This is a genomic window from Streptomyces sp. NPDC050997, from assembly GCF_040660135.1.
GTDB lineage: Bacteria > Actinomycetota > Actinomycetes > Streptomycetales > Streptomycetaceae > Streptomyces.
On record NZ_JBFAGK010000017.1, the window covers coordinates 64,547 to 89,689 of the forward strand.

19 protein-coding genes and 2 pseudogenes are annotated in these 25,143 nt (G+C 68.4%); 8 read left to right on the forward strand and 13 right to left on the reverse strand.

The genetic code is table 11. The features are described 5' to 3' along the window. Positions 1 to 80 precede the first annotated feature (80 nt). Positions 81 to 887, forward strand: coding sequence for a nuclease-related domain-containing protein (locus tag AB0H86_RS31415; protein WP_362446306.1), 807 nt, complete (start codon positions 81 to 83; stop codon positions 885 to 887). A 647-nt stretch (positions 888 to 1,534) separates the two neighbouring features. Here AB0H86_RS31415 and ligD read toward each other — a convergent pair. The 6 genes and pseudogenes from ligD to AB0H86_RS31445 all read right to left on the reverse strand — a co-directional run bounded on the left by ligD (position 1,535) and on the right by AB0H86_RS31445 (position 7,542). Beyond that, positions 1,535 to 2,416, reverse strand: coding sequence for a non-homologous end-joining DNA ligase (ligD, locus tag AB0H86_RS31420; protein WP_362446309.1), 882 nt, complete (start codon positions 2,414 to 2,416; stop codon positions 1,535 to 1,537). A 446-nt stretch (positions 2,417 to 2,862) separates the two neighbouring features. Beyond that, positions 2,863 to 2,949, reverse strand: a pseudogene (locus AB0H86_RS31425) (DNA-binding response regulator); the annotation flags it as partial. Between the two features lie 64 nt (positions 2,950 to 3,013). Beyond that, the gene (locus tag AB0H86_RS31430; RefSeq protein ID WP_362446312.1) at positions 3,014 to 4,057 is read right to left on the reverse strand and encodes a Ku protein; all 1,044 of its coding nucleotides are present in this window, start codon (positions 4,055 to 4,057) and stop codon (positions 3,014 to 3,016) included. Positions 4,058 to 4,522: 465 nt separating this feature from the next. Then, positions 4,523 to 5,023, reverse strand: a complete 501-nt coding sequence (locus AB0H86_RS31435) for a peptidylprolyl isomerase (protein WP_362446315.1) — start codon at positions 5,021 to 5,023, stop codon at positions 4,523 to 4,525. Positions 5,024 to 5,590: 567 nt separating this feature from the next. After that, on the reverse strand, positions 5,591 to 6,268 hold the full coding sequence (locus tag AB0H86_RS31440; RefSeq protein WP_362446318.1) for a response regulator transcription factor: 678 nt from the start codon (positions 6,266 to 6,268) through the stop codon (positions 5,591 to 5,593). Continuing rightward, positions 6,265 to 7,542, reverse strand: a complete 1,278-nt coding sequence (locus AB0H86_RS31445; RefSeq protein ID WP_362446321.1) for a histidine kinase — start codon at positions 7,540 to 7,542, stop codon at positions 6,265 to 6,267. Before AB0H86_RS31445 ends, AB0H86_RS31440 begins: the two co-directional genes overlap by 4 nt. A 222-nt stretch (positions 7,543 to 7,764) precedes the next feature. Between AB0H86_RS31445 and AB0H86_RS31450 the strand changes: the two genes are divergently transcribed. Both AB0H86_RS31450 and AB0H86_RS31455 read left to right on the forward strand, forming a co-directional pair. Next, positions 7,765 to 8,457, forward strand: coding sequence for an ABC transporter ATP-binding protein (locus tag AB0H86_RS31450; protein ID WP_362446325.1), 693 nt, complete (start codon positions 7,765 to 7,767; stop codon positions 8,455 to 8,457). After that, entirely contained in the window at positions 8,454 to 10,802 is a 2,349-nt protein-coding gene (locus AB0H86_RS31455; RefSeq protein WP_362446328.1) for an FtsX-like permease family protein, read from the forward strand. Before AB0H86_RS31450 ends, AB0H86_RS31455 begins: the two co-directional genes overlap by 4 nt. Positions 10,803 to 10,879: 77 nt before the next feature. On the opposite strand, the gene AB0H86_RS31460 is transcribed toward AB0H86_RS31455, so the two are convergent. Together AB0H86_RS31460 and AB0H86_RS31465 are read right to left on the reverse strand one after the other, a co-directional pair. Next, positions 10,880 to 11,536, reverse strand: a complete 657-nt coding sequence (locus tag AB0H86_RS31460) for a DUF3105 domain-containing protein (protein ID WP_362446331.1) — start codon at positions 11,534 to 11,536, stop codon at positions 10,880 to 10,882. Positions 11,537 to 11,630: 94 nt separating this feature from the next. After that, a complete protein-coding gene (locus AB0H86_RS31465) occupies positions 11,631 to 12,131 on the reverse strand; it encodes a hypothetical protein (protein WP_362446334.1) in 501 nt (166 codons plus the stop codon). A 777-nt stretch (positions 12,132 to 12,908) separates the two neighbouring features. Between AB0H86_RS31465 and AB0H86_RS31470 the strand changes: the two genes are divergently transcribed. The 4 genes and pseudogenes from AB0H86_RS31470 to AB0H86_RS31485 form a co-directional block, all read left to right on the forward strand. After that, positions 12,909 to 14,120 carry a beta-propeller fold lactonase family protein gene (locus tag AB0H86_RS31470; RefSeq protein ID WP_362446337.1) on the forward strand — a complete coding sequence of 404 codons (1,212 nt, stop codon included), beginning with the start codon at positions 12,909 to 12,911 and terminating at the stop codon, positions 14,118 to 14,120. A 577-nt stretch (positions 14,121 to 14,697) separates the two neighbouring features. Next, complete coding sequence (locus tag AB0H86_RS31475; RefSeq protein WP_362446340.1) at positions 14,698 to 16,218, forward strand: DUF1996 domain-containing protein; 1,521 nt, start codon at positions 14,698 to 14,700, stop codon at positions 16,216 to 16,218. A 217-nt stretch (positions 16,219 to 16,435) separates the two neighbouring features. Then, entirely contained in the window at positions 16,436 to 17,050 is a 615-nt protein-coding gene (locus AB0H86_RS31480; RefSeq protein WP_362446343.1) for a hypothetical protein, read from the forward strand. 342 nt (positions 17,051 to 17,392) lie between these two features. After that, positions 17,393 to 17,785: pseudogene (locus AB0H86_RS31485) on the forward strand (molybdopterin-binding protein); the annotation flags it as partial. Between the two features lie 775 nt (positions 17,786 to 18,560). On the opposite strand, the gene AB0H86_RS31490 reads toward AB0H86_RS31485, so the two are convergent. From AB0H86_RS31490 to AB0H86_RS31500, 3 genes are all read right to left on the reverse strand, one after another. After that, the gene (locus AB0H86_RS31490; protein ID WP_362446346.1) at positions 18,561 to 20,273 is read right to left on the reverse strand and encodes a pentapeptide repeat-containing protein; all 1,713 of its coding nucleotides are present in this window, start codon (positions 20,271 to 20,273) and stop codon (positions 18,561 to 18,563) included. A gap of 564 nt (positions 20,274 to 20,837) precedes the next feature. Next, the gene (locus AB0H86_RS31495; RefSeq protein WP_362446349.1) at positions 20,838 to 21,251 is read right to left on the reverse strand and encodes a PIN domain-containing protein; all 414 of its coding nucleotides are present in this window, start codon (positions 21,249 to 21,251) and stop codon (positions 20,838 to 20,840) included. Further along, a complete protein-coding gene (locus AB0H86_RS31500) occupies positions 21,248 to 21,511 on the reverse strand; it encodes a CopG family transcriptional regulator (protein WP_319180145.1) in 264 nt (87 codons plus the stop codon). Before AB0H86_RS31500 ends, AB0H86_RS31495 begins: the two co-directional genes overlap by 4 nt. An 871-nt stretch (positions 21,512 to 22,382) precedes the next feature. Between AB0H86_RS31500 and AB0H86_RS31505 the strand changes: the two genes are divergently transcribed. Next, positions 22,383 to 23,054, forward strand: coding sequence for a hypothetical protein (locus AB0H86_RS31505; protein WP_362446352.1), 672 nt, complete (start codon positions 22,383 to 22,385; stop codon positions 23,052 to 23,054). A 729-nt stretch (positions 23,055 to 23,783) separates the two neighbouring features. Here the strand turns inward: AB0H86_RS31505 and AB0H86_RS31510 are convergent. Both AB0H86_RS31510 and AB0H86_RS31515 read right to left on the reverse strand, forming a co-directional pair. Then, entirely contained in the window at positions 23,784 to 24,062 is a 279-nt protein-coding gene (locus AB0H86_RS31510) for a helix-turn-helix domain-containing protein (protein WP_362446355.1), read from the reverse strand. After that, entirely contained in the window at positions 24,059 to 24,790 is a 732-nt protein-coding gene (locus tag AB0H86_RS31515) for a hypothetical protein (protein ID WP_362446358.1), read from the reverse strand. The genes AB0H86_RS31510 and AB0H86_RS31515 overlap by 4 nt, the downstream gene beginning before the upstream one ends. Positions 24,791 to 25,143: the final 353 nt, after the last annotated feature.

Consider the following 25,143-nt stretch of genomic DNA (forward strand, 5'->3'; position numbering starts at 1 on the left):
GGGCAACTCCTCCTCAAAGCTAACCGGCTTCTTGCGACGGGAGCACCTCGCCTGTTCCCATGGTCGAGGGGTGATGGCACATGAGCGGACTGCGTGTCGTACCGACCTGGAACCACGGTCAGGAGCGGCTCTACGTCTGCCTCACGGACGGCAGGAACATCGCCTGGTACGACCGTGAGGCGGCCCGGATCAACCTGCTCAGCGAGGACCGCAGACAGGATGTGCTCGACGTTCTCGGGCCCTTCCTGACCGGGTCGGTGGCCGTGGGCCCGCCTCCGGTCCCGACCCCCGCGGAGCTGGCCCGACTGTCCCTCCATCCCGACGACGACCTGGCACCCAACCGCCCCGGCGAGGCGCTCCACATCGCCCTGGACCGGGATCCGGGGCCCGCGCACCGACTGCGTCCCGACCCGCGCCGCCGGGCCCTGGCGGCCGAGCAGGCGGTGGGGGAGGCCCTGGACCGGCTGGACCGCGCGGGCTGGCACACCCTGCACTCGATCCCGCTGCCCGGCGGCGACCGGATCCACCATCTGGTGATCGGACCCGGCGGTCTGTTCGCCGTCCACACGCTGTACGCCCGCAAACAGCGGGTGACGGTCGCCGACCCCATGGTCGCGCTGGGCCGCCGCGAACCGCGCCCGCTGCTGCGCCGCGTCCGCGCCGACGCCGACCGCGCTTCCTACGCCCTGACGGCCGAGGTCCACCCGGTCCTGGCGCTCGTCGGACCCACGGACGTGTCGGTCACCGCCCCGCCGCGCGAGCTCCGGGTGCTGGCGGACACGGAGCTCGGCGGCCTGGCGCGCACCGGCGCCGTCCTCAAACCGGCGGACGTGGAGGCGCTGCACGCGGTGGCTCGGGACCGCAACGTGTGGGCCTCCGGGGGGTGAGCCGTTTTGGGGTGCGGGTTCCTTTGGGGTGCGGGTCGGCTGGGGTGGTCGTTGTTGGGGTGGTCGTTGCTGGGGGCTGCCGCCCCCAGACCCCCGCTTCGGCCCTGAAGGGGCCCTCGTCCTCAAACGCCGGACGGGCTGGTTGGTGCCGGGTGGGCTGGATGGGGCCGGTGGGCGAGTGGATGGGGGCGCCAGGCGAGTGGATGGGGCTGCCGTGCGAGCGGATGGGGCCGCCGGACGGGCTGAATGGGGCCGCCGGGCGGGCTGAATGGTGGCCCGGTGGGCTTGATGGTGGGGCCGACCCTCCGTCGGTGCTCGGCACCTCCGCGGGCCCCCGGAGGCCGGGGCCGCCGGGCGGGCTGGAGGGCGCCGGGGCAGCTGGGAGGTGGGGCAGCCCTCCCTGCCGTTGCCGCCAGCCGCCTGCCGCCCCCGCCGGTAAGGGCCGCCGGATGGACCGGAGGGCGATCGGGCGGGCTGTGATGGGGACCGGCCGGGATGGGTGGTGGCCCGGCGGGCTGGGAGGCAGAGCAGCTTCCGCCGTTGCCGTCGGCGCCCCCGCCGACCTTGTGGGCAAGGGCCACGGACTGGCTGCGATGAGGACCGGACCGGCTGGAAGGGGCCCAGGCGGCTCGGACTGCACCCGGACCTCAGGGCAGTGATCCGGCGCGGTCGCCGTCGAGGAGGGGGGCCAGTAGGTCGCCGTAGTCCTGTACACGGGGGGCGATGTCCGGTGCCTGGAAGGCCAGCTGTGCGGGTGTGCCGCACCCCTCGACCTCCGTCCAGGTCACCGGTGCCGACACCAGTGGCTCGGCCCGGGCCCGCAGGGTGTACGGCGTGGCCGTGGTCTTGCGAGCGGCGTTCTGGCTCCAGTCGACGAACACCTTCCCCGGTCTGAGACTCCGCGTCATCCGGTGGACGACCAGCCGGGGCAGCGCCCGCTCGGCCTCCACGGCCAGCTCCTTGGCGTAGTCCGACACCTGGTGGGACGCGGCCTGCCGTACCGCCGCCAGCAGATGCAGGCCCTTCGACCCGGCGGTCTTCGGGAACGCCTCGATCCCGTCCGCCGCGAGCCGCTCCCGCAGCCAGAGCGCGACCTCGCAGCACTCGACGATCGTCGCCGGTGCGCCGGGGTCGAGGTCGAACACGATCCGGTCGGCCTCGTCGGGCGCTTCGATCAGCCACTGGGGGGTGTGGAACTCGGTGACCAGGTTCGCCGCCCACATCAGGCTCGCCAGGTCCTGCACCAGCACCATCCGGGCGGGCCCCTCGGAGCGGGGCACCTCGGCGGTGGTGACCCAGTCGGGCGTACCCGGCGGGATGTTCTTGGTGAAGAACATCTGGCCCTCGGGGCCGTCCGGATAGCGCAGGAACGACACCGGCCGGTCACGCAGATGGGGCAGCAGGACGTCGGCGGTGGTCGCGTAGTAGTGGAGCACCTCGCCCTTGGTGAAGCCGGTCGCGGGATACAGCACCTTCTCCAGATTGCTGAGCGCGAGCCTTCGCCCCTCCACCTCTGTGATCGGCGTCATACGAATCAGAATCCCAGACATTGATCGGAAAGTGGAAGCAAGTCACCTCAAAACGATCGAAAGGGTGCTGCACGTGCGATCCGTATGGAACGGCGCCATCTCCTTCGGCCCTTGTCAGCATCCCGGTCAAGCTGGTGAACGCGACCGCGAGCCACTCGATCTCCTTCGGCAAGAGGGGCTGACGCTTGTCGCGGAATGCCCCGGAGCGGGCGACTGGTCGTTCCCGAGCAACCACGCCACTCCGGCCGCTGGGTTGGCGGTCGGTCTGGCGGTGCTGCGGCCTCGCCTCGCCGCGATCACGCCGCCGCTGGCCGGGGCCGCTGCGCTGCTGCGCGTGCTGGTGGGTGTCCATCCCCCCCCACGACGTGCTCGCCGGCGCGATTCTCGGAGGCAGGGTGGTGGCGGCCGTGCTGCTCGCCTTCGTGCCACTGGCTCAGTGGGCGGCATCACGGCTGTGGAGGCTGCGGAGGAACCATCCCGGCCTCGTGGGCCATGACCGCGGCAGCAGCCCGGTTGTCGACGCCCAGCCTCGCCCGTCGTGTGCGGGCGAGGTCCCGCCCGCCCGTTCTGGTCTTGCTTCTCGGCGGCTCGCCGACCTCAGGAAACTCGGTTTCCGCGTCGACCGCTCTTGCCGGTCAGGGCTTTGATCAGTTCCTCGCGGGTCATCGAGGAACGACCGGGGATGTCGGCGTCGGAAGCGCGCTGGTAGAGCTCAGCCTTGGTCAGGCCCTCCAGCTCTGAGCCATGAGGCTTGGCCGCCTCTTTCACCGTACGGACCTGGCGTTTCTCAGCCGCCTGCTTCAACTTCGCCGGAGAGCGGCCCCCTGTGGCCTCTTCCGTTGTCTCCGCGCCGTTCTTCCGGGCGCTTCTGGCCCGCTCGACGCTGGCTTCCAGTGCGCCCATGAGGTCGATGACGTTGGTGGAGCGTGGTGGCGGCTCGCCCTTCTCCACTGTCTGCCCCGTGCGCTTGGCCTCCACGAGCTGGAGCACCTTCTCCTGGTAGGTGTCGTGGTATTCGCCTGGCTCCCAGTCGATGCTCAGCGCCTCGACCAACTGCACCGCCGTCTGCAGCTCCTTGTCGGCGACCTGGGTCTCCTCCGGGAGACTCCCGATCTCCCGGTGAGGGTCGCGGACCTCGTCCGCCCAGTGCATGGTGTGCAATGCCAGGACGTCGCCTTCTGCCTTGACGGCGACCAGGTACTCGCGATTGCGCATCACGACGGTGGCGATACCGATCTTGTTCGCCTGAGCCAGGGCGCTGTGGAGCAGGGCGTAGACCTTGGCGTACTCCTTGCCCTTGGGCGCCAGGTAGTAGGTCTTGTCGAAGAAGACCTGCTCGACCTGGTCCAGGTCGACGAACCCGGTGATCTCCATCGACTTGGACTGTCCAGGGGCGATCTCGTCCAGTTCGCCGGGCTCGACGACCACGTATTCGTCCCCCATGTCGAAGCCCTTGATGATCTCCTCCATGGGGACTTCCTCACCGGTGCGCTCGTTGACTCGCTTGTTGCGCACTCGGTCGGACGTTCCGCGTTGGAGCTGGTTGAAGCGGATCGTGTGGCTTTCCGTCGCCGTGAACAGCTGCACCGGCAGGGCGACGAGCCCGAATGAGAGTGCACCGCTCCAGACCGCTCGGGCCATGGCCTCCCACCTCCTGTTTTTCCATGGCACCTCCCCGGGCCGCTGATCGCATCCCGGAGTGCGCCACCTGGACGGTTCGGAGGAAGAGTGGTGCTCTGCCGCTGGAGATCGCGCCGGTGGTTCCTGGTGACCGGCTCAGCGCCCATCTCGACACGAGTGGGGACCAGGAGCAACTGGTCGGTCGATGTGCTGGGAAAGCCGGCGCGGGCGGCCCCCAAGCGGGCGGCCCCAAGCGGGCGGCCCCCAAGTAGGCGGGCGGCAAGAAGTCGACGTCGAAGACGAAGAAGACCGCGTCGAAGACGACGGCCGCGAAGAAGACGACGGCCGCGAAGAAGACCCCGGCCCGCAAACGCACCGTGTGACCGCGCACCGGGTGCCCCGCCGGCCGCGTGACCTGCGTACCGCGTCAGCGGCTTGCCCGCAGCCGCAGGTCGTGGCGGCAGCCCGGCGGGCGCTGCCGTCCCGTCAGCCGAGAACCTTGGCGGACTCGATGATCACGGGCTGGGTGGGCACGTCCTGGTGGCCGCGGCTGCTGCCGGTGCGCACGTTCTTGATCTGGTCCACGACATCCTTGCCCTCGCTGACCCGGGCGAAGACGGTGTAACCCCATCCGCTCGGCGTCTTCGCCGTGTAGTTGAGGAACTCGTTGTCGGAGGCGTTGACGAAGAACTGGGCGGTTGCCGAGTGCGGGTCGCTGGTGCGCGCCATCGCCACGGTGTACGCGGTGTTCTTCAGCCCGTTGTCGGCCTCGTTCGGAACCGGCGCCAGGGTGGGCTTCTGCACCATGTCCGCGGTGAATCCACCGCCCTGCACCATGAAGCCGTCGATCACGCGGTGGAAGATCGTGCCGTCGTAGTGGCCGTTTTGGACGTACGTCAGGAAGTTCTCGACGGTCTTGGGGGCCTCGGCGTCATGAAGTTCGAGAACGATACGGCCGAAGTTGGTGGTCAGCTCGACGCTGGACATGTAATTCGTCCCTTTCTGGCGGGTCTTGGCCGCAGTATCTTGTCACACAGCCCACCGCGCGCCCGGCGGCCGTGCCGAGGCCGACGTCAGACCTGACGTCGGACCGGCTGTCAGACCCGACGTCAGACCGGATGTCAGGCGGCTCCCTCCAAGGTGCTCCTGGCGGCGGGCCCGTCCGGCCGGAGCGGGGACGGACGCGGGCCGGGCAGCAGCACCAGCGTCAGACCGGCGGCGATTCCCACCGCGGGCAGCACCGGGAACCGTCCGTCGTGCGCGAACAGGCGGGCTGTAGCAGTAGTCGGCCCCGGCGCCGCCCCACGGGGGGAGGGTGGCCCGGGGCCGACGGTTCGATCACCCTTGCAGGGTCCGCGGTTTGGTGAGCAGTGGTTCCCGGGAGAACGCCGCAATCCGCGCTTGATGAGCACCGTTCGCACCGCCCCGGCACCGCCACCAGCCCGCCTACCATCCTCGTCAGCCAAGGAGTCCAAGCACACCCGCTCGAACTCCTCGGCATCGACGAAACCAGACCCGCTGGCTGGAGACCTAAAACCCCATGTGCGAAGTCACCTATGAACCGCCTTCCGGGGCGATCAGCCCTGTCTCGTACGCGAGGACCACGGCCTGTACGCGGTCACGGAGGTCCAGCTTCGACAGGATGCGGCCGATATGCGTCTTGACCGTGGTCGGGCTGAGGAAGAGGCGCTCGGCGAGTTCGGCATTGCTGAGGCCGGTCGCGAGCAGGCGGAGCACCTCGAGCTCGCGAGGGGTCAGGCCCGACAGTTCGCGGTGCACGGGGGTGGTCCCCGGCTCCTCACGGCGGGCGAAGCGCTCGATCAGGCGGCGGGTGATCGAGGGCGCGAGGAGGGCATCGCCGGACTGCACCAGTCGTACGGCGGCCACCAGGTGCTCGGGGCTGACGTCCTTGAGCAGGAAGCCGCTGGCGCCGGCGGTGAGGGCGGCGTAGACGTAGTGGTCGAGGTCGTAGGTGGTCAGGATGATGACGCGGGTTCTGTCCTGGCCGCCGGCGAGGATCCGCCTGGTTGCTTCGATGCCGTCCATCTGGGGCATCCGGATATCCATGAGAACGACATCGGGCCGCGTGCGGTGGACCGCGGCGACCGCCTCGGCTCCGTCGGCCGCTTCGGCCGTCACCTCGATGCCGTCCGCGGCCAGGATCATCCCGAAGCCCGTTCGCACCAGGGCCTGGTCGTCGGCGACGACGGCGCGCAGGCTTGGCCGGCTCATGCGATCCACCAGGGGACACGGGCCTTGATCCGGTAGCCGCCGGCGAGGGTCGGCCCGGCCGTCAGTTCGCCGCCGTAGACCGCCAGCCGCTCGCGCAGTCCGATGAGGCCGCGGCCGTTGCCTTCAGCCGGCACGGCGTCCCGCTTGCCGCCGGTGTCAGCGATCTCGATCTCCAGCGAGTCCTCGGCGTAGCCGATCATGACGGATGCCTCGGCGCCGGGCGCGTGCTTGATCGTGTTGGTCAGCGCCTCCTGGACGACGCGATACGCCGCGAGGTCCACCCCGGGCGGCAGCGGTTCTGGCGGCAGCGTTGCGGCGATATGCACCGGTGTCCCGGCGGCGCGTACCCGCTCCACCAGGGTGTCGAGCTGCCCCAGCCCGGGCTGGGGTTCGAAGCCGTCGGGTCGCTCGTTGTCCGGCGCTGCGAGCAGGCCCATCACATGGCGAAGTTCGGACATGGCGGCCCGTCCTCCGGCCTCGACCGCGAGCAGCGCTGTTTTCGAGCGCTCGGGCGCCGCGTCCATCACCTTGCGTGCCGCGCCCGCCTGAATCACCATCACGCTCACATTGTGGGTCACGACATCGTGCAACTCGGCGGCGATCCGGGACCGTTCCTCCTCGACGGCCCGGCGCGTGGCCTCTTCCTGGGCCTGTTGCAGCTGCGAGTAGCGGTCCTGGCTCGCACTCAGCTGCCGCTGCCAGAACCGGACGAGGCTGGCCACCACCCCGGCGATCAGGAGCACGACTGCCGGGCTCGACCAGCCCGGCAGTATGGGCTCCGTCTCCCGGAACGCGAGGCCGGCCAGCACAGCGGCGATGACCAGTCCGGCCATCGCCCGCATCCGGTAGCGGCTGTGGACGACGGCGCTGTACGCGCCGATGACGCAGGTCACCACGTTCATCCAGGAGGCGTCGTCGACCATGACCAGGGTCGCGCACATCACTACGGCGAAGGCCGCCAGCGGATACCGGCGCCGGGCCGCCAGCGGCAGCGTCGAGAGCACGACGAAGGGCCAGATCACTGACGAGTGCTCCGCCTCCCGCACCACGATGCGGTGCTCAGGCCTCGGAGGCGAGAAAGCATCCTGGTCGATCCGGACGAGCTGCCCGCCGTCGGGATGGCGCGCGACCCAGAGCAGCGCAACGAAGGTCAGCACGACGGCCAGTACCACATCGAAGCGCACTGCCCCGGGTGACAGCGGAGCAGGTCTGGGCTCCGGGCGTAGCGCATCGCGCAGCTGCCCGACCCACCGACGCCGGTCGTCCGTCTCCATCAGCACATTGTGCGGCTCTTCCGCCCTGAGCCGCGTCCGTCTTCCTGACCAAGGCACCGTCCCGCGGGCGTACATCGCAGGGATGACCTCGCGGCCGGATCCTCCGCGCGGAGGGCCGGATGTCGGTGCCGCGGACGACGCGCCCCAAGTGCGCTCGCCCCTACGTTCGCTGGGCCGGCTAGGACATGCGCACTCTCTCGACCGTAAGGACGGACAACTCCCATGACTCACGTGATCGAACTGGAGGGTGTGGCCAAGCGCTACGACAGCGCCGGCGCTCCTGCGCTCGGACCGATCGACCTCAGCGTCGCCAAGGGCGAGGCACTCGCCGTGACGGGCCCCTCCGGCAGCGGCAAGTCCACCCTGCTCAACCTCATCGCCGGCCTGGACAAGCCGACCGAAGGCGCCGTGATTGTGGCCGGCCGGCGGATCGACCAGCTGAGCGAACACGCCCTGGCCCGCTTCCGCCGCGAGCAGATCGGCATGGTCTTCCAGTTCTTCAATCTCCTCGACGACCTCACCGTCGCCGACAACATCCAGCTTCCCGCCCAGCTGACTGGAACGGCCAGGAAGAAGGCGGCGGTCCGCGCCGGTGAGCTCATGGAGGTGCTGGGCATCTCCAAACATGCCCGCGCCTATCCGGGCCGGCTGTCCGGGGGCGAGCGCCAGCGGGTCGCGGTGGCCAGGGCGCTGGTCAACCGGCCCGCGCTGCTGCTCGCCGATGAGCCCACCGGTGCGCTCGACACCGCCTCGGGCCAGGACGTACGGGAGCTACTGGTGGATCTGCACCGCGGCGGGCAGACCATTGTGCTGGTCACGCATGACCTGGCACTGGCGGAGTCCTGCGCCAGCCGCACCATCCACCTGGTCGACGGGCACCTGGCGCTCGACACGCACGCACAGGCCGTTCGATGAGCGGCGCTCTCGCCCGGGTCGTGCGCTCCGGGGTGGGCCGACGCCGGGTGCAGACCATAGTGATCGCCATCGCCACGATGATGGCCGTGGCCTCGGCGGTGGTCGCTGGGTCGCTCATGGTCGCCGCGAACGCCCCCTTCGACCACGCCTTCGCCAAGCAGCGCGGGGCGCATATCACCGCGCAGTTCGACCCGGCCAAGGTGAGTGCGGCGCAGCTCAAGGAGACCGGACAGCTGTCCGGGGTCAGCGCGAGCGCGGGCCCGTATCCGACCACGACGATCCGCCCGGTGGACGAGCGAGGCGGCCGCATGATGCCGCTGACGCTGGTCGGACGGACCGGTCCGCAGAGCAAGGTGGACGATCTGAATCTGAAGTCCGGCCGCTGGGCCGAGAAGCCCGGCGAGATCGTGCTCACCGCGTCCTTCGCCGGACCTGCCTTCGAGCTCGGCATGGTCCTGGAGGCCTCGGACGCCGCGAAAAGCCCGAGCCTGACCGTCGTCGGCCTCGCCATCTCGGCCAGCAAGACCGCCGACGCCTGGGCGACCCCCGCCCAGGTCAGCGCGCTGGCCTCGAAGGACAGCCCGGTGACCAGCCAGATGCTCTACCGCTTTGACTCCGCGGGGACGAAGGGGCAGATCGCCGACGGCCGCAAGCAGCTCGTCGCCGCCGTACCGTCAGGGGCGCTGGTGGGCACCCAGTCCTGGCTGGACACCAAGCAGGCCGCCGACCAGGGCGCGGCGCCGACCATTCCGTTCCTGATCGCCTTCGGTGTGCTGGGCATCATCATGTCGGTGATCATCGTCGGCAGCGTGATCAGCGGCTCGGTGGGCACCAGTCTGCGCCGGATCGGCATCCTCAAGGCCATCGGCTTCACCCCGCGCGAGGTCGTCCGGGCCTATGTGGCCCAGGCGCTGATCCCGGCCGGAGCCGGCATCGCGCTGGGCGTCGTCCTGGGCAACCTCCTCGCCATGCCGCTGCTGGCGGACACCGAGTCGGTGTACGGCACCGCGTCGCTCTCCGTGGCCTGGTGGGTGGACGTCCTGGTGGTGGCCGTCACCATGCTCATCGTCGGCGTCGCGGCGCTGGCCCCCGCGCTGCGGGCCGGCCGGCTGCGTACCGTCGAGGCCATCGCGGTCGGCCGGGCGCCACGCACCGGGCGCGGCCAGTGGGCGCACCGGGCGGCGGGACGGCTGCCGCTGCCGCGGGCGGTGACGTACGGCCTCGCGAGTCCCTTCGCCCACCCGGTCCGTGCACTCGCGCTGCTCCTCGCGGTGGCCTTCGGCACGGTCGCGGCGACCTTCGCGCTGGGGCTGACCTCGTCCCTCAACGCGGTCGGCGCCGCGTCGGATCCCGAGGAGCGGGCCGAGGTCACCGTAGTCGCCAGCAGGCCGGAGGGCGGCCAACCCCAGCCCGGCGGCCGGCCGGCTCCGAACGCCGACCCGGCCAAGGTGCGCGCCGCCATCGAGGCGCAGGCCGGCACCGCTTCGTACTACGGCTTGACGCAGGACGACGTCACCGTGCCCGGGATCTCCGGCATGGTCCGGGCCAGCTTCTACCAGGGCGAGACGGGTTCCGGCCGCTACGAGATGATCTCCGGGCGCTGGTTCGCGGCTCCGGGGGAGGCAGTGGTGCCCACCGGCTTCCTGGAGCGCACCGGCACCAGGATCGGTGACACGGTCCAGGTGACCTACGAGAAGCAGACGAAGACCCTGAAGATCGTCGGCGAAGCCTTCGACACCTCGGACGACGGCCTGCATCTCACCATGGACCTCGCCACCTTCACCGGGGCCAAGTCCCAGGACTTCCTCATCGAGGTGAAGCCGGGCGTCTCGCCCGCCGAGTACGCGCAGAAGCTGGGCGCTGTGGTGCAGCCGCTGGGCGGCGATGCCATGGCCAACTCCCCCTCTGAAGGGGAGAGCATGATCCTCATCCTGAACGCGATGGCGGTGCTGCTTACCCTCATGCTGGTCTCGGTCGCGGGACTCGGGGTGCTCAACTCCGTAGTCCTCGACACCCGGGAACGCGTCCATGACATCGGCGTCTGCAAGGCGCTCGGCATGTCCCCGCGGCAGACCGTGAGCCTCGTGCTCGCCTCGGTTACCGGGATCGGCGTGCTGGGCGGCCTGGTCGGTGTTCCGGCCGGGTACGCGCTGCACGGCTATGTGCTGCCGGTGATGGGGCACGCGGGGGGCACCAATCTGCCGCCGTCGATCCTCGAGGTGTACGAGCCTTGGCAGCTGGTCCTGCTGGGGCTGGCCGGCATCGCCATCGCGATGCTGGGCGCGATGCTCCCGGCGGGCTGGGCGGCCAAGGCCCGTACGGCCACGGCGCTGCGCACGGAGTAGCGGCTGTCAGCGCGCGAACCGCGGGGTCAGGTCCGCCAGAAGGACCGGCCCCGCCCCGCTTTCCTGGACGCGCCCGCTCAGGTCGCGGTCAGCCCACCCGAGCAGGCGGCCCCCGGCTCCGGGGTCTGCGCGCCCTGCACGTACTTGCTGAGGAACTGCTGGACCCTGGGGTCGGACGCGCTGTCGACCGTGAGCTGACGGCCCCACGCCGACAGCATGATCGCCCCAGCCTGGTCCTTCTCCGGGCTCATCAGCGTGTACGGCGTCCTGCCCACCTTGTCGGCGAGCTTCTTGACGTCGGCGTCGGACGCCTTGTCGTTGTACGTGATCCACACCGCCCCGTGTTCGAGCGAGTGGACGGCGTTCTCGTGCGCGACGGCCTTGGTGTAGACGGTGCCGTCGCAGGTCATCCACGCCTGGTGGTGATCACCGCCGACGGGCGGCGTCATCGGGTACGAGACGGCTTTGGTCACATGGTCGCGGCCGAGCTTCTTGGCCTCCCACGTCTTCTCGCCGCGCACCGGCTCCTTCGCCGCGGCGGCCTGCCGCTCCTCCTTCTCGTTGGCGTTGTCGATCGCGTACGCGCCCCAGCCGACGAGCCCGGCGACGATGACCGTACTGAGACCGATGGTGAGGACCCGGTTGCGCCGCTCGCGGGCTTTATCGGCCCGGCGCATCTCCTCTATCCGCTCCTTGCGGGCCGAAGAGGCCGCCTTCTTACTGGTCTTGCTCATGGGTACGTCCTTGTCCCCGCCGCGCGGTGTGATGACGCGGCGGTACGTGGGTGCAGGGGTGACGGGGGGCCCGCGTGGATGAGCGGGAGTCCGTCTACGTCCGCTGCACCTGAAGGACGTGCAGATCGGGAGCGCCCCGGCTGGACGGAGGGCTGGTCCAGACCCGCCCGTCTGGGGCGCCACGGCGCGGCAGCCGGGGGAGAAGGGCCGACAGCGCCTGGACGGTGCCGGGGAGCGTCGTCCGTACGGGATGCAGGGCCGCGTGCTGGGACCGGGTGCAACACGGAGTGCCCACGGGACAGTCGTGCGGATGCTCCGCGGCTACGACGCGGTGGGCGACCTGCGCGCGGTGCTGATCCCCAGCACGCTGGTCGCCCCGGCTGTGGCCCGCCGAGACCCGCGTGCCGAGCACGACCGCCGATGCCGAGCCGCCGTATGCCTGTTCCTGCCCTTGTGCCTGTGCCAGTGCCTGTGCCTGTTCCCGGTGCCCGGCGTCCACGCCCACCACCAGCGAGCCGAGCAGCACACCCAGGACAACCCAGACCAACGCGAGGGACACTCCTCGCACCCTGCGCTGCTCCGTCCGGCCGTTCATCACGGAGATGTTATGCGGTACCTGTGCACGGCCGGCACAGCGGTTGACTCTGCGCAGGCGCAGGCGCAGGCGCAGGCGCAGGCGCAGCCGCAGGCGCGGGGCAGAGCGGCGCGGTCGAGCAGTTCGTGGAGGCCTTCGGCGGACAGGCCCGGGTTGGCCGCCGCTCCTTCCGCGGTTTCGGGGTTGTCCAGAAGTGTCGCGATCAGATCAAGAGGCACGCGGTTCCTCGCCAACGGCGAGCCGGGATACGTGCAAGGACCCCTAAGTGCGGTCCCCGGCGCTCCATTGTGTTTAGCCGTTGATAGCTGCGATCCGCGACCGACGCCCTGCCGGACAGGTCGGCGCCCTCGACCAGCAGGCGGGACCCCTTCGCCACCCACTGCGGCACCAGCCGGTCCTCCACCGGCATCTCCCCTTACCCCGGCCCGGGCACGCAAGGATCGTGGCCGGGCCGGGCCGGGCCGGGCCGGGGCGGCGCGGGCGGTGGCCGCTGTGGCGGCGACTGCCATGTGCGGTCGTGGCGTGTGTCTTCTGCTCTTGTCTGCCTGGGCCGGGCGGAAGCTCTGGTTGCGGCTTGTCCTCGGCAGCCGTGACCCTTCGGCCCACGGCCTTGGCAGTGGCGACTCTGGCCCGAGGCTGTCCGGGCGGGTGTGGTGAATTCCTTACGAGAGGCTGACGCGGCGGTCAAACTCGATCGGCACGTCAGCCCCACCGGCAACTCTTGTCCTGGCCGTCACCGATCTTGGCAGGCGGCGGAGACCTTCTGAGGAGTCGGACATGAGCAGGAACCATCAGCGCGGCACGCACAAGGCGAAGTCCAGGACCCCCTTGACACTGATCGGCGCCGGATTCCTCGCCACGGCGGCCGCCGCGACGACGGTGAACCTGGCCTCCGCCGGTGAGTCCGCTCATCCTGTCGGCAAAGCCGACCACGCGGTCTTCGTCCAGGGCAATGAACTGGACGGCAATTCCATACATGTGTTCAAACGGGGGGATGACGGGAAACTGACCGCAGCGGGGGAGTACGCGAGCGGCGGTAAGGGCGGCGACCAAATCGACGCACCGACCGATTCGCTGGCCTCCCAGGGCTCCCTCGTCTACGACGACCGGTCCGGGACGCTCCTGGCGGTCAACGCCGGCAGCGGTACCGTGACCTCCTTCCGGGCCCAGGGACAGAAGCTGACGGACCGGCAAGTCGTGGACTCGGGGGGCGAGTTCCCGTCCAGCATCGCCGTGTCGGGCGACATCGCGTACGTCATGAACGCCGGTGGGGAAGGCAGCGTCCAGGGCTTCAGGATCACGAAGCAGGGACTGACGCCCCTGCGAGGCTCGTACCGTTCCCTGGGTCTGGACAACGAGGACGTGCCTCTCTTCTCCAGCTCACCCGGTGAGGTCGAGTTCACCCCGGACGGTCGCAACCTGGTCGTCACCACCAAGTCGAACAATACTGTCGAGGTCTTCCCGATGAAGCACAACGGCCTTCCGGCCGTCGCCGAGCCGGTCGTCAACAAGTCGGCGGGCGGTGTTCCGTTCGCGGTCACCTTCGACAAGGCCGGGCGAGTGTTGGTCGCTGAGGCCGAGAAGTCCACGGTCAGCACGTACAAGGTGAGGCGTGACGGCACCCTGAAGGTCATCCAGGAGCCGCTCGCCAACGGCCAGGAGACGCTGTGCTGGCTGGAGCGCGCGGGCGACTTCTTCTTCGGCGGCAACACCGGCAACGCGACGGTCACCGGATACCGCATGGACAAGCGGGGCAGGCTCGCCCTCACCAACGACGTCGGCGTCGCCACCCCGCCGTCGGCCGACTCGCAGGGAGTGATCGACCTCGCGGTGACTGCGGACGACAGCTTCGTCTATGTCCAGAACGCGGTCTCCGGCACCGTCGACGGCTTCCGCGTCGGCGAGAACGGCGCCCTCACCAAGGTCACCACCGCTACGGGACTGCCCGCCTTCGCCGAGTCCGGTATGGAGGGCATCGCCGCAGTGTGAAGTGAGGCGCAGCACCGCCGGCCCGACCGGACCGTTCGCTGACCGGGTGAGCCGTCCTGCCTGCGACAGGACGGTGTCATCGGGCGGCGACGGTGTTGCGCGAGGAGGGGTGCTGTGAGTGGGTCAGGGGCGCCATGGTCAGGCCCGGCCCGCGCGCCGTGGAGGGCCGGGAGGCGGACAGCGCCCGTCGCGCGAATCTTACGAGAGCCTGACGAGGCGCCCCGAGTCCTCTCGTCGCGCTTGCCCCATCCGTAACTCTGGTGACGAAGTCGCAGTGGGGCGGCGGCGCTTGAGGGTTCCGAGGACCTCGGTGACCACGCGCAGGCGCATGGTCGGCGTCCACGAGCCCTGCTGAGGGCGCTCTGCCCTGTCGGGCCGGCCGGAGGACCACTCGTCCGCCGCAGCCGGGAGCCTGCTTGTGACTTCGTCCACAGCCCACGGTAGTGCCTGGCTGTCGTTCAGAGAGGTACGGCGGGGGCCCAGGACCAGGAACGACATCGGCATCGAACACGCGGCAGCCGTGAGCGGAAGCGGCACTGAAGTTCCGCGCTCGACCCAGAGATCTCAGAGGAGTCCCATGCGACGTAACACGCGCAAGCGATCGAAGACGACCCGACGGGCCATCGCCGCCCTGGCGGCGACTGTCCTGGGGGCAGGAGGACTGGTGGTGGCGAACGTGTACGCCTCGGCCGGTGAGAGCGGGAGCGCCAACACCACCAAGAGCTCGCCCCAGGACCGAACGAACCAGGCCGTGGCGGCGGGGGCCGCCACGATCGACTGCCCTGATGTCGGTGCCGAGTTGCGGCAGGTACCTGACCAGGCCAGGGCTGAGGTCGACAGGGAACTCGCGCTGCTGGACCAGCAAGTCGCGGATGCCTACCAGCGGTTGCGGAACTCGGCCCAGGCCATACGGCAGGACAGCAACTTCGCCAACAACGCGATCATGGGACCGCTCAAGGACAAGCGGACCGCGACCATCGACCGCATCGCGATCGCCATCGGCCGTACGGCCGACCGGCCACAGGGCCTGGAGTCACTCGCAGCTTGCACAGTCCGCGCCACCGGAAACCAGGCCGGCAACGGCGAGGACGGCGAGGACGGCGAGGACGGCGAAGACCAGAACGGCCAGGACCAGGACCCGGGGAACGGGCAAGGGGAACCCGCAGGCGGTGGACAGGCAGGTAACGGTCCGGTCGCCGCCGACTTCGTGGACATCACCACCGTCCAGCCCAACGCCAACAGCCCCCAGCAGCAACAGAGCGCCTCGCTCGGCAAGTTCACCACTGACTGCGGGGTGAACGCGAACAAGCTGTACAACAGCGACAACATCATCGTCGCGCCCGGTGTGGACAACGGGGCGCACCACACGCACGACTATGTCGGCAATCAGGCCAACGATGCCTTCGCCGACAACGAGGACTTCGCGGCGGGCGAGACCACCTGCCAGAACCAGGGTGACAAATCGTCGTACTACTGGCCGGTTCTCCGCCTCCAGGACGGCACGAAGGAGTTCGACGCCGACCAGCCGGGCGGTGGTGCCGAGGGCAACGCGGGCAAGATTCTCACGGCCTCGCAGGTGACACTGGAGTACGCGGGCAATGCGACCAGCAAGGTCGTGGCGATGCCCAAGTTCCTGCGGATCATCACCGGTGACGCCAAGGCGTTCACCAACGGAACGGCCAATGCCAACGCCGCATGGAGCTGTACGGGCTTCGAGGACCGGCAGCTGACGGACAAGTACCCGATCTGTCCCGAGGACAGCAGTCTGGTCCGGACGTCCAAGTTCCAGAGCTGCTGGGACGGCCAGAACATCGACAGCGCCAACCACCGTGATCACGTTGCGTTCGCCGACCCGAAGACCGGTGCCTGCCCGAACGGATTCCAGGCGATTCCGCAGCTGGTGCAGCGCCTGGTGTACGACGTGGACGCGCCCAGCCTGAACGACAACGGCCGGTCGAGCGCCTTCTACGCGGTGGACGGCTTCCCCGAGCAGATGCACAAGCCGATCACCGACCATGGAGACTTCGTCAACGCCTTCGACGAGCAGCTGATGAACACCATGGTCGAGTGCATCAACACCGGCCAGGAATGCCAGTGACGGTGACGCGCTGAGCCACCGCCCGGGCCTGTCTGCGGCCATCACCTACCGCAGGCAGGCCCGCGCTTGCGTCAGTTGCTCCGCGTGACGGCTCCCGGGCTCGGACGGGCGCCACCGTCTCGGTGACCACCGGGCCAACGACCGGGAGCCTTACGAACCCCTTACGTAGCCCGGAACGTGCCCGGACCGGGTATCTGCGCGTACCTACGATCGCCGCATGGCGACCTTCCGAAACACCTGTCTAGTAACGGCCGCGCCCCTGCTGCTGGCCGTGGCCGGCCTCGCCCACCCGCACGGCCTCAGCCGGGAGACGGCCGCCGACTGGGAACGGTTGCACATCCTGCTCCTGCCGGTCTTCCCGCTGCTCACGATCGGGCTCCTGGTGCCTCTGTGGCAACGGCCCCGCCGCGACACAGCCGGCTGCGCCACGGTGGTGGCCTGGGTGGCCGCCTTCGCCTACGCCGCCTTCTACACCGGGCTCGACGCCGTCGCCGGCATCGCCGCCGGCACCGCGGTCGAACACGCCCACGAGGAAGCCGGTCTGGGGCCACTGAAACGCCCGCTCTACGACACGGGGGAAGCGCTCGGGCACACCGGTGCCTACGCCCTCATCGCCGCCGTCCTGGCCACGGCCGTCGCACTGTTCCCCCGGCACGGCATCCGGGTCATCCCCGGCACGGCCGTCCTCCTCGCCTCCGGCTGGTCCTTCGTCGACAGCCACATCTTCTGGCCGCGCGGCGTGTACACCATGCTGGGTTTCACCTTGGGCTTCGCCCTCCTTGCCTGGGGCACCGACAGGAGCGGGGACCGGCCTTCGACAACCTCGAAGTGACGCGGTTCGCGGACTGTGCCGCGCACTTCGCGGAGGGAGCCCAGCCCCGCCTGCTCAGGTTGCCGTTGATGCGTCCGGAGCCGCGCGGCTGCGGGGCAGGGCCGGCCGGAGCCGGCGAGGCGGTCGGCGCTGCCGAAGGTGCTCAGATCGCCGCCGGTGGTTGCGATGAACTCAGCGGCGAGGTCGGGCCGATGCCGGGCAGGCTGTCGCGGCCGGTGTCCACGTCTGTCCCCGGGCCCGTTTTCCCGATCGTCTGCCGGGCTTTGCTGTCAGGGATACGTCCGTGTTCTGCAAGGGGCTCAGGCGTTCCGAAGGGGCCTGGCGGCGAGTGGGATGAGGTGCATGGTGTCGGCGACGGCTGAAATTGAACAGCGCTTCTTTCCGCCGGTCTTCCGGGGCAGGCTGCACGATGCCCGGACGGCGACCTCGATCGGGCGGTGGCTCGGCTCCGCTTTCATGGTGTGCTTCGTCACCGGTCTGATCAGTCACGTGATGCAGCATCCGCCGGGATGGCTGGCCGACGACCTGCTCAGCCGCCCGGCGTGGGGGTATCGGGTCACGCAGGGGCTGCATGTCGCGTCCGGCATCGCGGCGGTTCCGCTGCTGCCGGCCAAGTTGTGGACGGTGTATCCGCGGTTGTTCGCCTGGCCGCCGGTGCGTTCGGTGCGGCACGCGCTGGAGCGGTTGTCGGTGGCTGTCCTGGTGGCGGCGGCCGTCTTCGAGGTGGCCACCGGCCCGGGGGCGCGCACGCCGGAATTTCAGGAGCCTGCCTGTCCCCGATCAAAGGACAAGTTGCGGGGGTGCCTCGGCACGGCAGGGCCTGTACGGGCAGGTGCGTCGGGGGTGTGTCGCGTGTATCGCAGACAGTGCGCGAACAGTGGGAGGCAACGAGAGAGAGCGGGAGCCAGTGAGACTGACTCCCACTCTCTCATGTCGGCATTCGCGCTGGTCAGAGCATGATTCTTGCTGGCTGACTGGCGAGTGCCCCCGGCAGGATTCGAACCTGCGCACACGGCTCCGGAGGCCGGATAATTCCCGGTTGTTTCTGCAGGTCACGGACTTTGCTGACGGGATGTTAGGTCTGTCGTCCCGCGCATGTCCCGCGACATTGAAATGCCCTGTTTGGCGCCTCTGGCCTACTTTTCGGTCGCCCTCTGTGGCGGAGGTCACGATTCCCTCAGGCAAGCGTAGGGAGTAAAGCGCGCCGCCAGGGAGATGTTCCGGAGTGCGTGGGTAAGTGAAATGCGCCGGGTTGCCTCTGGCTCCCGCGACGGCGCATCCGACGCGATGGCTTGGGCTGATGCTCCAGCTGTAGAACGCGATCTTCGTAGTGCGCGGTCTGTCAGGCGATGGCAGCGGCTGGCTTGGGCTTGGTTGCAGGACGTGCCGAGAGCCTTGGCTTCCACGGGATCGACGTCATTGCCACTTCTCGTGCTGGAGCAGGAGCTGGCCAACAGGCCGGTGGCACACGGCTGGCCGGACCAGACTTGGACCTCGATAGATGGTTCCTTTACCGTTTCACTCGCCCCCGGATGGCGAGCGCCGCGAGACCGAGCAGGACCGGCTCGGAGAAGCGGGATGCCATTTCGACGTAGCCGCCGGTTGTCGTCAGGTCCTGGCCGCTGGAGCCAAACACTACGGAGTTGAGCGTGACGTTGAGCGCCTTGTCGAAGCGCTTGGTCGTGAACCGGTCGTGGGTCGGGTTCTTCGGATCGTCCTTGTCGATCTCGAAGATGACCTTCCCGCCGCCGGGCGGCACCGTACCGCTGGCTTCCTGTCTGGGTGAGTCCTGCGGGAGGCCGAAGCCCATCGTCAGCAGAATGGTCGTCAGCATCGCCAGGGCCAGCCAGCCGAGTGCCCGGGAGGCACGCAGGCTGTAGCCGGACAGCAGCCAGTAGAGCTGGAGCAACCATCGTTCCGCCGTGCCCCATCCCTTGCTGTGGCGGCGCATTTCCATCTCGCCGTAGTAGAAGTCGGCGGCGCCGGGCTCGTCTTTTGCGTCCTCGCGGGATTTGCGGAGTTGCCGGTAGATGATGGCAAGGGCGGCAAGGCTGGGGACTTCGTGCAATTGCTCCGGTGGGGCACCCCACCCGCGCCGGAGAGCGGGACTTCTTTCGGGTAGCGCGCGCCACTGGCGTTCTTCTTCGATAACTTGGCGTTGCGTCCACTTGTAGAAAAGTCGCCAGAATTCCATGCGGACTTGGGGTGGGATGTTGAATCCGTAGTGAGCTTCGAGGCGAATTTGGTCCAGGTGAATAGCGCCAGAGAAATGACACCGTGCCAGTTCGACGTCGGCTAGAGTGAGCATACTGCAATCGGTGCCAGATAAATCGGTTATGATGCATGTTCCGAAGGGATTCGAGAACCTTTCTTCTTCGAGGATGGTTCCCTCCCACTCGAATTGAGCGAGGGCGGATCTGACAGATACTGGCGCTTCGAGAGCGCAGTCTGCGAGGCTGACAGCGGCGTGACGTAGTTCAATTTGCCCAAATGACGACCAGCGGCTTCCGCGGAGACTTACTTCTCGTGCTGTCGTTAGCAGGGCCATAGGCGAGTTGAAGATTACCTCCTCCATCTCTAGTGACTTTTCGGCAATGAACGGTCCGAGTTGGACATTACCTTGGAACCGTGCCTTATGGAAGTCGACATTCTCTTTGAAAGTCGCCCTGTCGAGCATGACGTCTTCCAGGAAAGTAGTCCAGGTGAAGTAAACGTCGTCATGAAATGTTGCTCTACTGAACCAGGGTGTCTCGGTGAAAGTGACCTCAAAAAAGGAAATTGTACTTAATGCTACGATATCCTGAAATGATGACTGGTTGGCGAATGTCGCGTTATCGAAGTGGGCTGCTTCAGTGAATTTTGCGCGATCGAATGAAGTGTAGTCGGAGAATGCAACCCTAGAGAAGTCGGCTTCGTCGGTGAAGTGGGCGTCATTGAAAGAGCAGCGCCCTATCAGGGGTGCTTCTTCCTCGGATTGCTTCAGTCGGGATAGTACCTTTTGTAGTCTTAGGCTGGGAATATTGGTGTGGCGAAAATCGATCCTTGCACTCGGCCCGATGGATGATAGGAATGAATGCAGTTCGCTATCGCTTGCGTGCTCAAGGCAAAATCTTTGACCTGGCAGCTTTGCGCCGTGACAGCCAGGAAAAGTGCGCCCGGAGTCAGTTCCGTAGTTGCAGCTGGCCAGGCGAGGGAAAGGCGTAGTCGGCAACGAATCGCTCATGTATCTACCAGTACCGCATTCACCTTCGAAGATCAGGTGGTTGGAGGATTCGGTTGAACCTCATGGTCTACGCGATCACCACACCCCACCAGGGCGTCACCGTATTCCCCTGCAACCCGGCCGGAACGCGGTGCCCGCAGTCCGGGGCGGTCGTCGACAAGCAGCAGTACCTACTGACTTTGAAAACGTGATGTCGTCGTGGTGGGGCGCGGTTGAGTCCGGTTCCGGTGAGGCAGCCGTCGACTTCGACGACCCACTTGAGGCGGCAGAGATCATCCAGTTTGCCGACCTGCTGCTGCGCCAGGTCGAGCGGGCCAAGTGCCGTCAGGCGACGCCTGCGTCGCAGGGCGAGTCCAGGATTCAAACGCCTGAGGGCAATACCGACGACGGCCGTGGGCCGTGCGGGTGCGGGCTGGCGCACCGCCGACCGCGTCACAACCGTCCGCGTACTGCCTGCCCGCCCAGACTGAGGCCACCCCCTATGCCTACTACACGTGCAGGTGCCGACGAGCGACTGCGGGTGCGAGCGGAAGCGTCAGCAGCGACAGGCAGCGCGTGGACGCATCAGATCTTGATGACGGTGGCGCTTCCGCCGCACAGCACCGCGAGGTCCTCCGGGTCGGAGGTGAGGATTGTGACGGGGCGGGGTGCGGCGAGGGCGGTGGCGCTGAGCATGGCGTCGATGGCGTACTTGTGGCCGTGCAGGCCGGCGTCGGCGAGGAGAGCGGCGGCGTGGCGGGCGATGGGCTCGGTGACCGGTTCGATGACGAGGCGGGACAGGGTCCATTCCAGGGCTGGGCGATTGATCCGTGGGTGGATCACTTCCACGAGGGTGGCTGCGGAAGTGATCACCCGTAGGTCGTCGGCGCGAGCGAGGGTGAGCCAGCCGGTGACCGTGCGGTCGCGCAGGACGGCCTTGGCCAGCCCTTCGCTGTCGAGGACCAGGGTGCCGCCGGGGGCGGCGGGGGAGGGGGTCACGCGGCGTTCGCCCCGCCTTGGGTCTGCTGCTCTCGGGCTTGGTGGAGTTGGTCGCGCAGAGCCTGAACCTCTTCGTCGCTGATGGGGCCGTGCTCGGCCTCCGCCACCGTGATGAGCTCGTTGAGGTTGTCCCGCTCGATCTGGCGGGCGACGGCTGCGGCGACGTAGGCGGACAGTCCGGATGGGCCGCCGCGGGCCTTGGCGGCTTCGGCGATATCGCGAGGCATAGTGATCGAGTACTTGCCGGTAGGCTCACTCATGCTACCTATCCTACTGTGCATCCTCCCTTGGTCGGATAGGGCTGGCAGAGACAGTCGCCGCGGGTCTGGTCCGACGCGAGCTCGAATCCGAGTTTGGGCGATGACGGGGCTCCAGGGGGCGTTGGCGCTGCCGGGCCTGATAGGGGCGTCCGGGACGTTCACATGGCAGAGAGGTGGTGGACGTCATGAGGAACTCGAAATCTCAGGCGCACGGCGTCCCCGGCCGGAGACGTAGAGGAAGGGCCGTGGCTGGCCGGCGCACGTCGGGTGCGACGGATATCGGGCCGCTGGCCGATGACCTGGGCGCCGTGCTCCTCCGTGCCGTTCGACAAGGCATTGCGGATGAGTCCCCTGTGGGGATCAGTCGTGGCTTGCCACAGGGCCGCGCGGCAGGGGTCAGCTGGTATGCCTTTGCTCTGGAGTACATGGAGATGAGGTGGCCGCTGATCGCGGCGAAAACCCGGGACGAGACCAACGACGCGCTGTGCGCGATCACCCGGGCGATGCTCCGGGACGTGCGGGGCCGTCCGAGCGATGAATTGCTGCGGCGGGCGATGCGGGGCTGGGCGTTCGTCGTCCCCCGCCCGGGGCCGCGTCACATGCCGACTGACGTCCGGTTGGCCCTGCGCTGGGTTGAGGGAGCCTCACGTCCGCTGGCCGATCTGACGGATCCGGCCGTGATGCGGTCCCTGCTGACAGCGCTGCGGCTCAATCGGGACGGCGCGGTGGCGGCGGCCGAGACGCAGCGGCACAAGCACAAGGTCCTGGTCAACGCTGTGCGGTACGCCGTCGAGCAGCGCAAGTTGCCCGCCGATCCGCTCGCTCCCATCAAGTGGAGCGTGGCTGAGACCGTCGACCAGGTCGACCCGCGGTGGTCGCCAACCCCGGCCAGGCGCGTTCCCTGCTGTGCGCGGTCTCCTACGTCGGCGGTTACCGGCGGGCTCGTGGGCGGCGGCTGGTCGGGCTGTTCGCCGGGATGTACTACGCCGGGCTGCGCCCCGCCGAAGCGGTCGGGGTGTCTTTGCCCAACTGCGTGCTGCCTGCTGAGGGCTGGGGCCAGGTGACCGTGCACCGCACACTGCCGCAGGCGGGCAAGCGGTGGACCGACACCCGAAGAGCCCACGACGAACGCGGACTCAAGGGCCGTCCAGCCGACGACACCCGACCTGTACCGCTACCGCCCGAACTGGTAGCCCTCTGGCGGGAGAGCATCGACACCTTCGGCGTCGCGGACGACGGGCGGCTGTTCTTCAATGAGCGCGGCGGCATCGTCGGGTCCAGTACCTACGATCGTGCCTGGCACGAGGCCCGTGAACTCGGTCTTCCTCCGGATCTGGTGTGCTCGCTGCTCGCGGCCCGCCCATACGATCTGCGCCACTCGGCACTCTCCACCTGGCTCAACGCCGGCGTCGACCCGACCGAGGTGGCGGAGCGCGCCGGTAACAGCGTCGAGGTGCTCATGACCACGTACGCCAAATGTCTGTACGGGCGGCAGGAGATCGCCAACCGGCGCATCGACAGGCTCCTGCGCGAATATGAGTAGTGCTCGCAGGCGCCTGATTCCGGCGAGGCGGTTGACGGTGCACACGACGCACACGCGTCCGGGCGCGCACCCCGACTCGTCCGTCGGAATCTGGTGTCGAAGAACTGAACGGGTGTGTGGTGCGGGTCGGTCGATGCCTTCCCGATGACGCATCACGTGGAGTGCGTGGCGGCGCTGGAACCTGCTGCAAAGGGCGTCTGAGCTGCAATTTTCCTAGGCTGCTCAGGTGTGGCATGGTGGCATCGATCTGTTTCCCGGAGTGCATGACGTGGAGCCTGTCACGGGACGGACACGCGTCTCTTACCTGCGGTTCTGTGAAGGGTTCGCTGACCCGATCATCGCCGGGCGGTGAGAAGTCATTTCGACGCTGCTTCTGACGATGCGTCGTGCCTATCGGCCTACTGCTCAATGCTCTGTGGAGTCCTTGTTCTCGACTCATTGCGCGTCCCCGGGACTGAGGATACGACCGCCTTGCCTTCCATCTTCGGTGAGTAGACGGAGGTCTTCCTCCGCGTACGGAACCCGAACCGTGTGTCACACCCGGCGCTGAGATCTCACCTCAGGTCAACCATGCGACTTTGCCATGGCACACGATCACCCGGGCCTGGCGACTCAGCAGGCGCTATCGAGTGACGGACCGGGCGGTGTGGGGAGAAGCAAGGCCGTGCAGCCCCTTGGCATCAGCCACGGGGCCGCACAGTGGTGGGCACACGAGGCCCCTCTTCTTCCTTATCGGAAGTCGGCGCTCGGGCCGTCCGTGTCCAGTTGCAGGTCCACGCTGTACAGCGGACGGTCCTCGATCCCCAGGGCGCGCATCAGCTCGTTGGTCGGAATCCTGTACCTGCGTCCGACGCGGCGGATGGAGCAGGGGAACTCGCCCTCGCGGATCAGCCGGTACGCGGTCGTCGAACCGATCCCGAACGCTCGGCATGCCGTCCGCAGGTCCACTGTCACGGGCAGGTCGAACATCTCGGAGAAACTGAGTCGGCCCTCTGCCGGGTCCTTCATGCTCGCCTCCCTGCAGGGCGGACCGGCCGGGTGCCCGCGCGGTGTTCGGACCGTCGGTTCTTCCGGGGGGCGTGGTGCGTCGAACGGTCCCTCGTCCCGTCGTCGGTGTCGGCGAGGGCACCCTTGCGCAGATGCTCCGGGCGCACCCGGAAGCGCAGCGGGGCGCGCAGCCCGTCCGGGCCGTCCGGACGGTCGACCCGCACGTCCAGGCACTCCTCGGCCGGATCGTCCGCCTCCCCGTCGGACGCGCTGAGCGCGCGATCCTGGGCGATGCGCTCGACATGGGTGGAGGGGAGCTCCCGCAGGCCGTCGCGGGCGAAGCACCACGCCCTGGTGCGCGCGGCGTGGATCAGAGACGAGTCGGAGAGGCGGCTCGCGGCGTCCGGAGCCGCCAGTTCCTCCAAGAGGGCCAGGATCATCTCGGCTTCCACGTCCGACCGATCGGCGTGCAGGCGCGTGCAGACGCGGTGGACAGTCCCGGTCAACCGGGGCAGGGCCAGCCAGATGGCCAGGAGCTTCCCGGTGCCGTGTGGAGCGAGGTCACTCAGCGCGGTGCTGAGTACCTCCTTCCAGATCGCGGCGGCGAACTGCGGGTCGGAGCCCGGCCCGTACAAGGCTTCGTACGTCTCGACAGCGGTCAGCCGGACCGGCTCCGCCCCCTCGATGTCTGAGGGAACGGTCACGAGGATCGGGTCGCCGACCCGGGGGTCGTCGAAGTGCCGCCTCACCGAGGCGAACATAGTGCTGGATGGTGGATACATCAGTAAATGTCCTTTCTCTGGGCTGAAGGTGCCGAAGATGCTGAAGGCGCTGGAGATGTCGATGTGCTGGACGGGCTGACGAGCCGCCGGTGTCGGTCTTGTCGACCGGGATTCGCCGCCTTCGACCACGAGCGTGTGACAGTGCGGAAAGGCCGTGAGCTCGCCGGTCGGAGTAGTTCAGAGGGGTGGGGCCGCAGTGGGGGGGGGGGCGCCCCGGGGCGGGCCCCCCCCCACAGAGTTGGTAATCAAGCGGTCTAGGTTGGAGTGTGGTGCCGGGCGTAGGGGCGCGGGGGGGGGGGGGGTGGGGGCGCCGGGCGCGG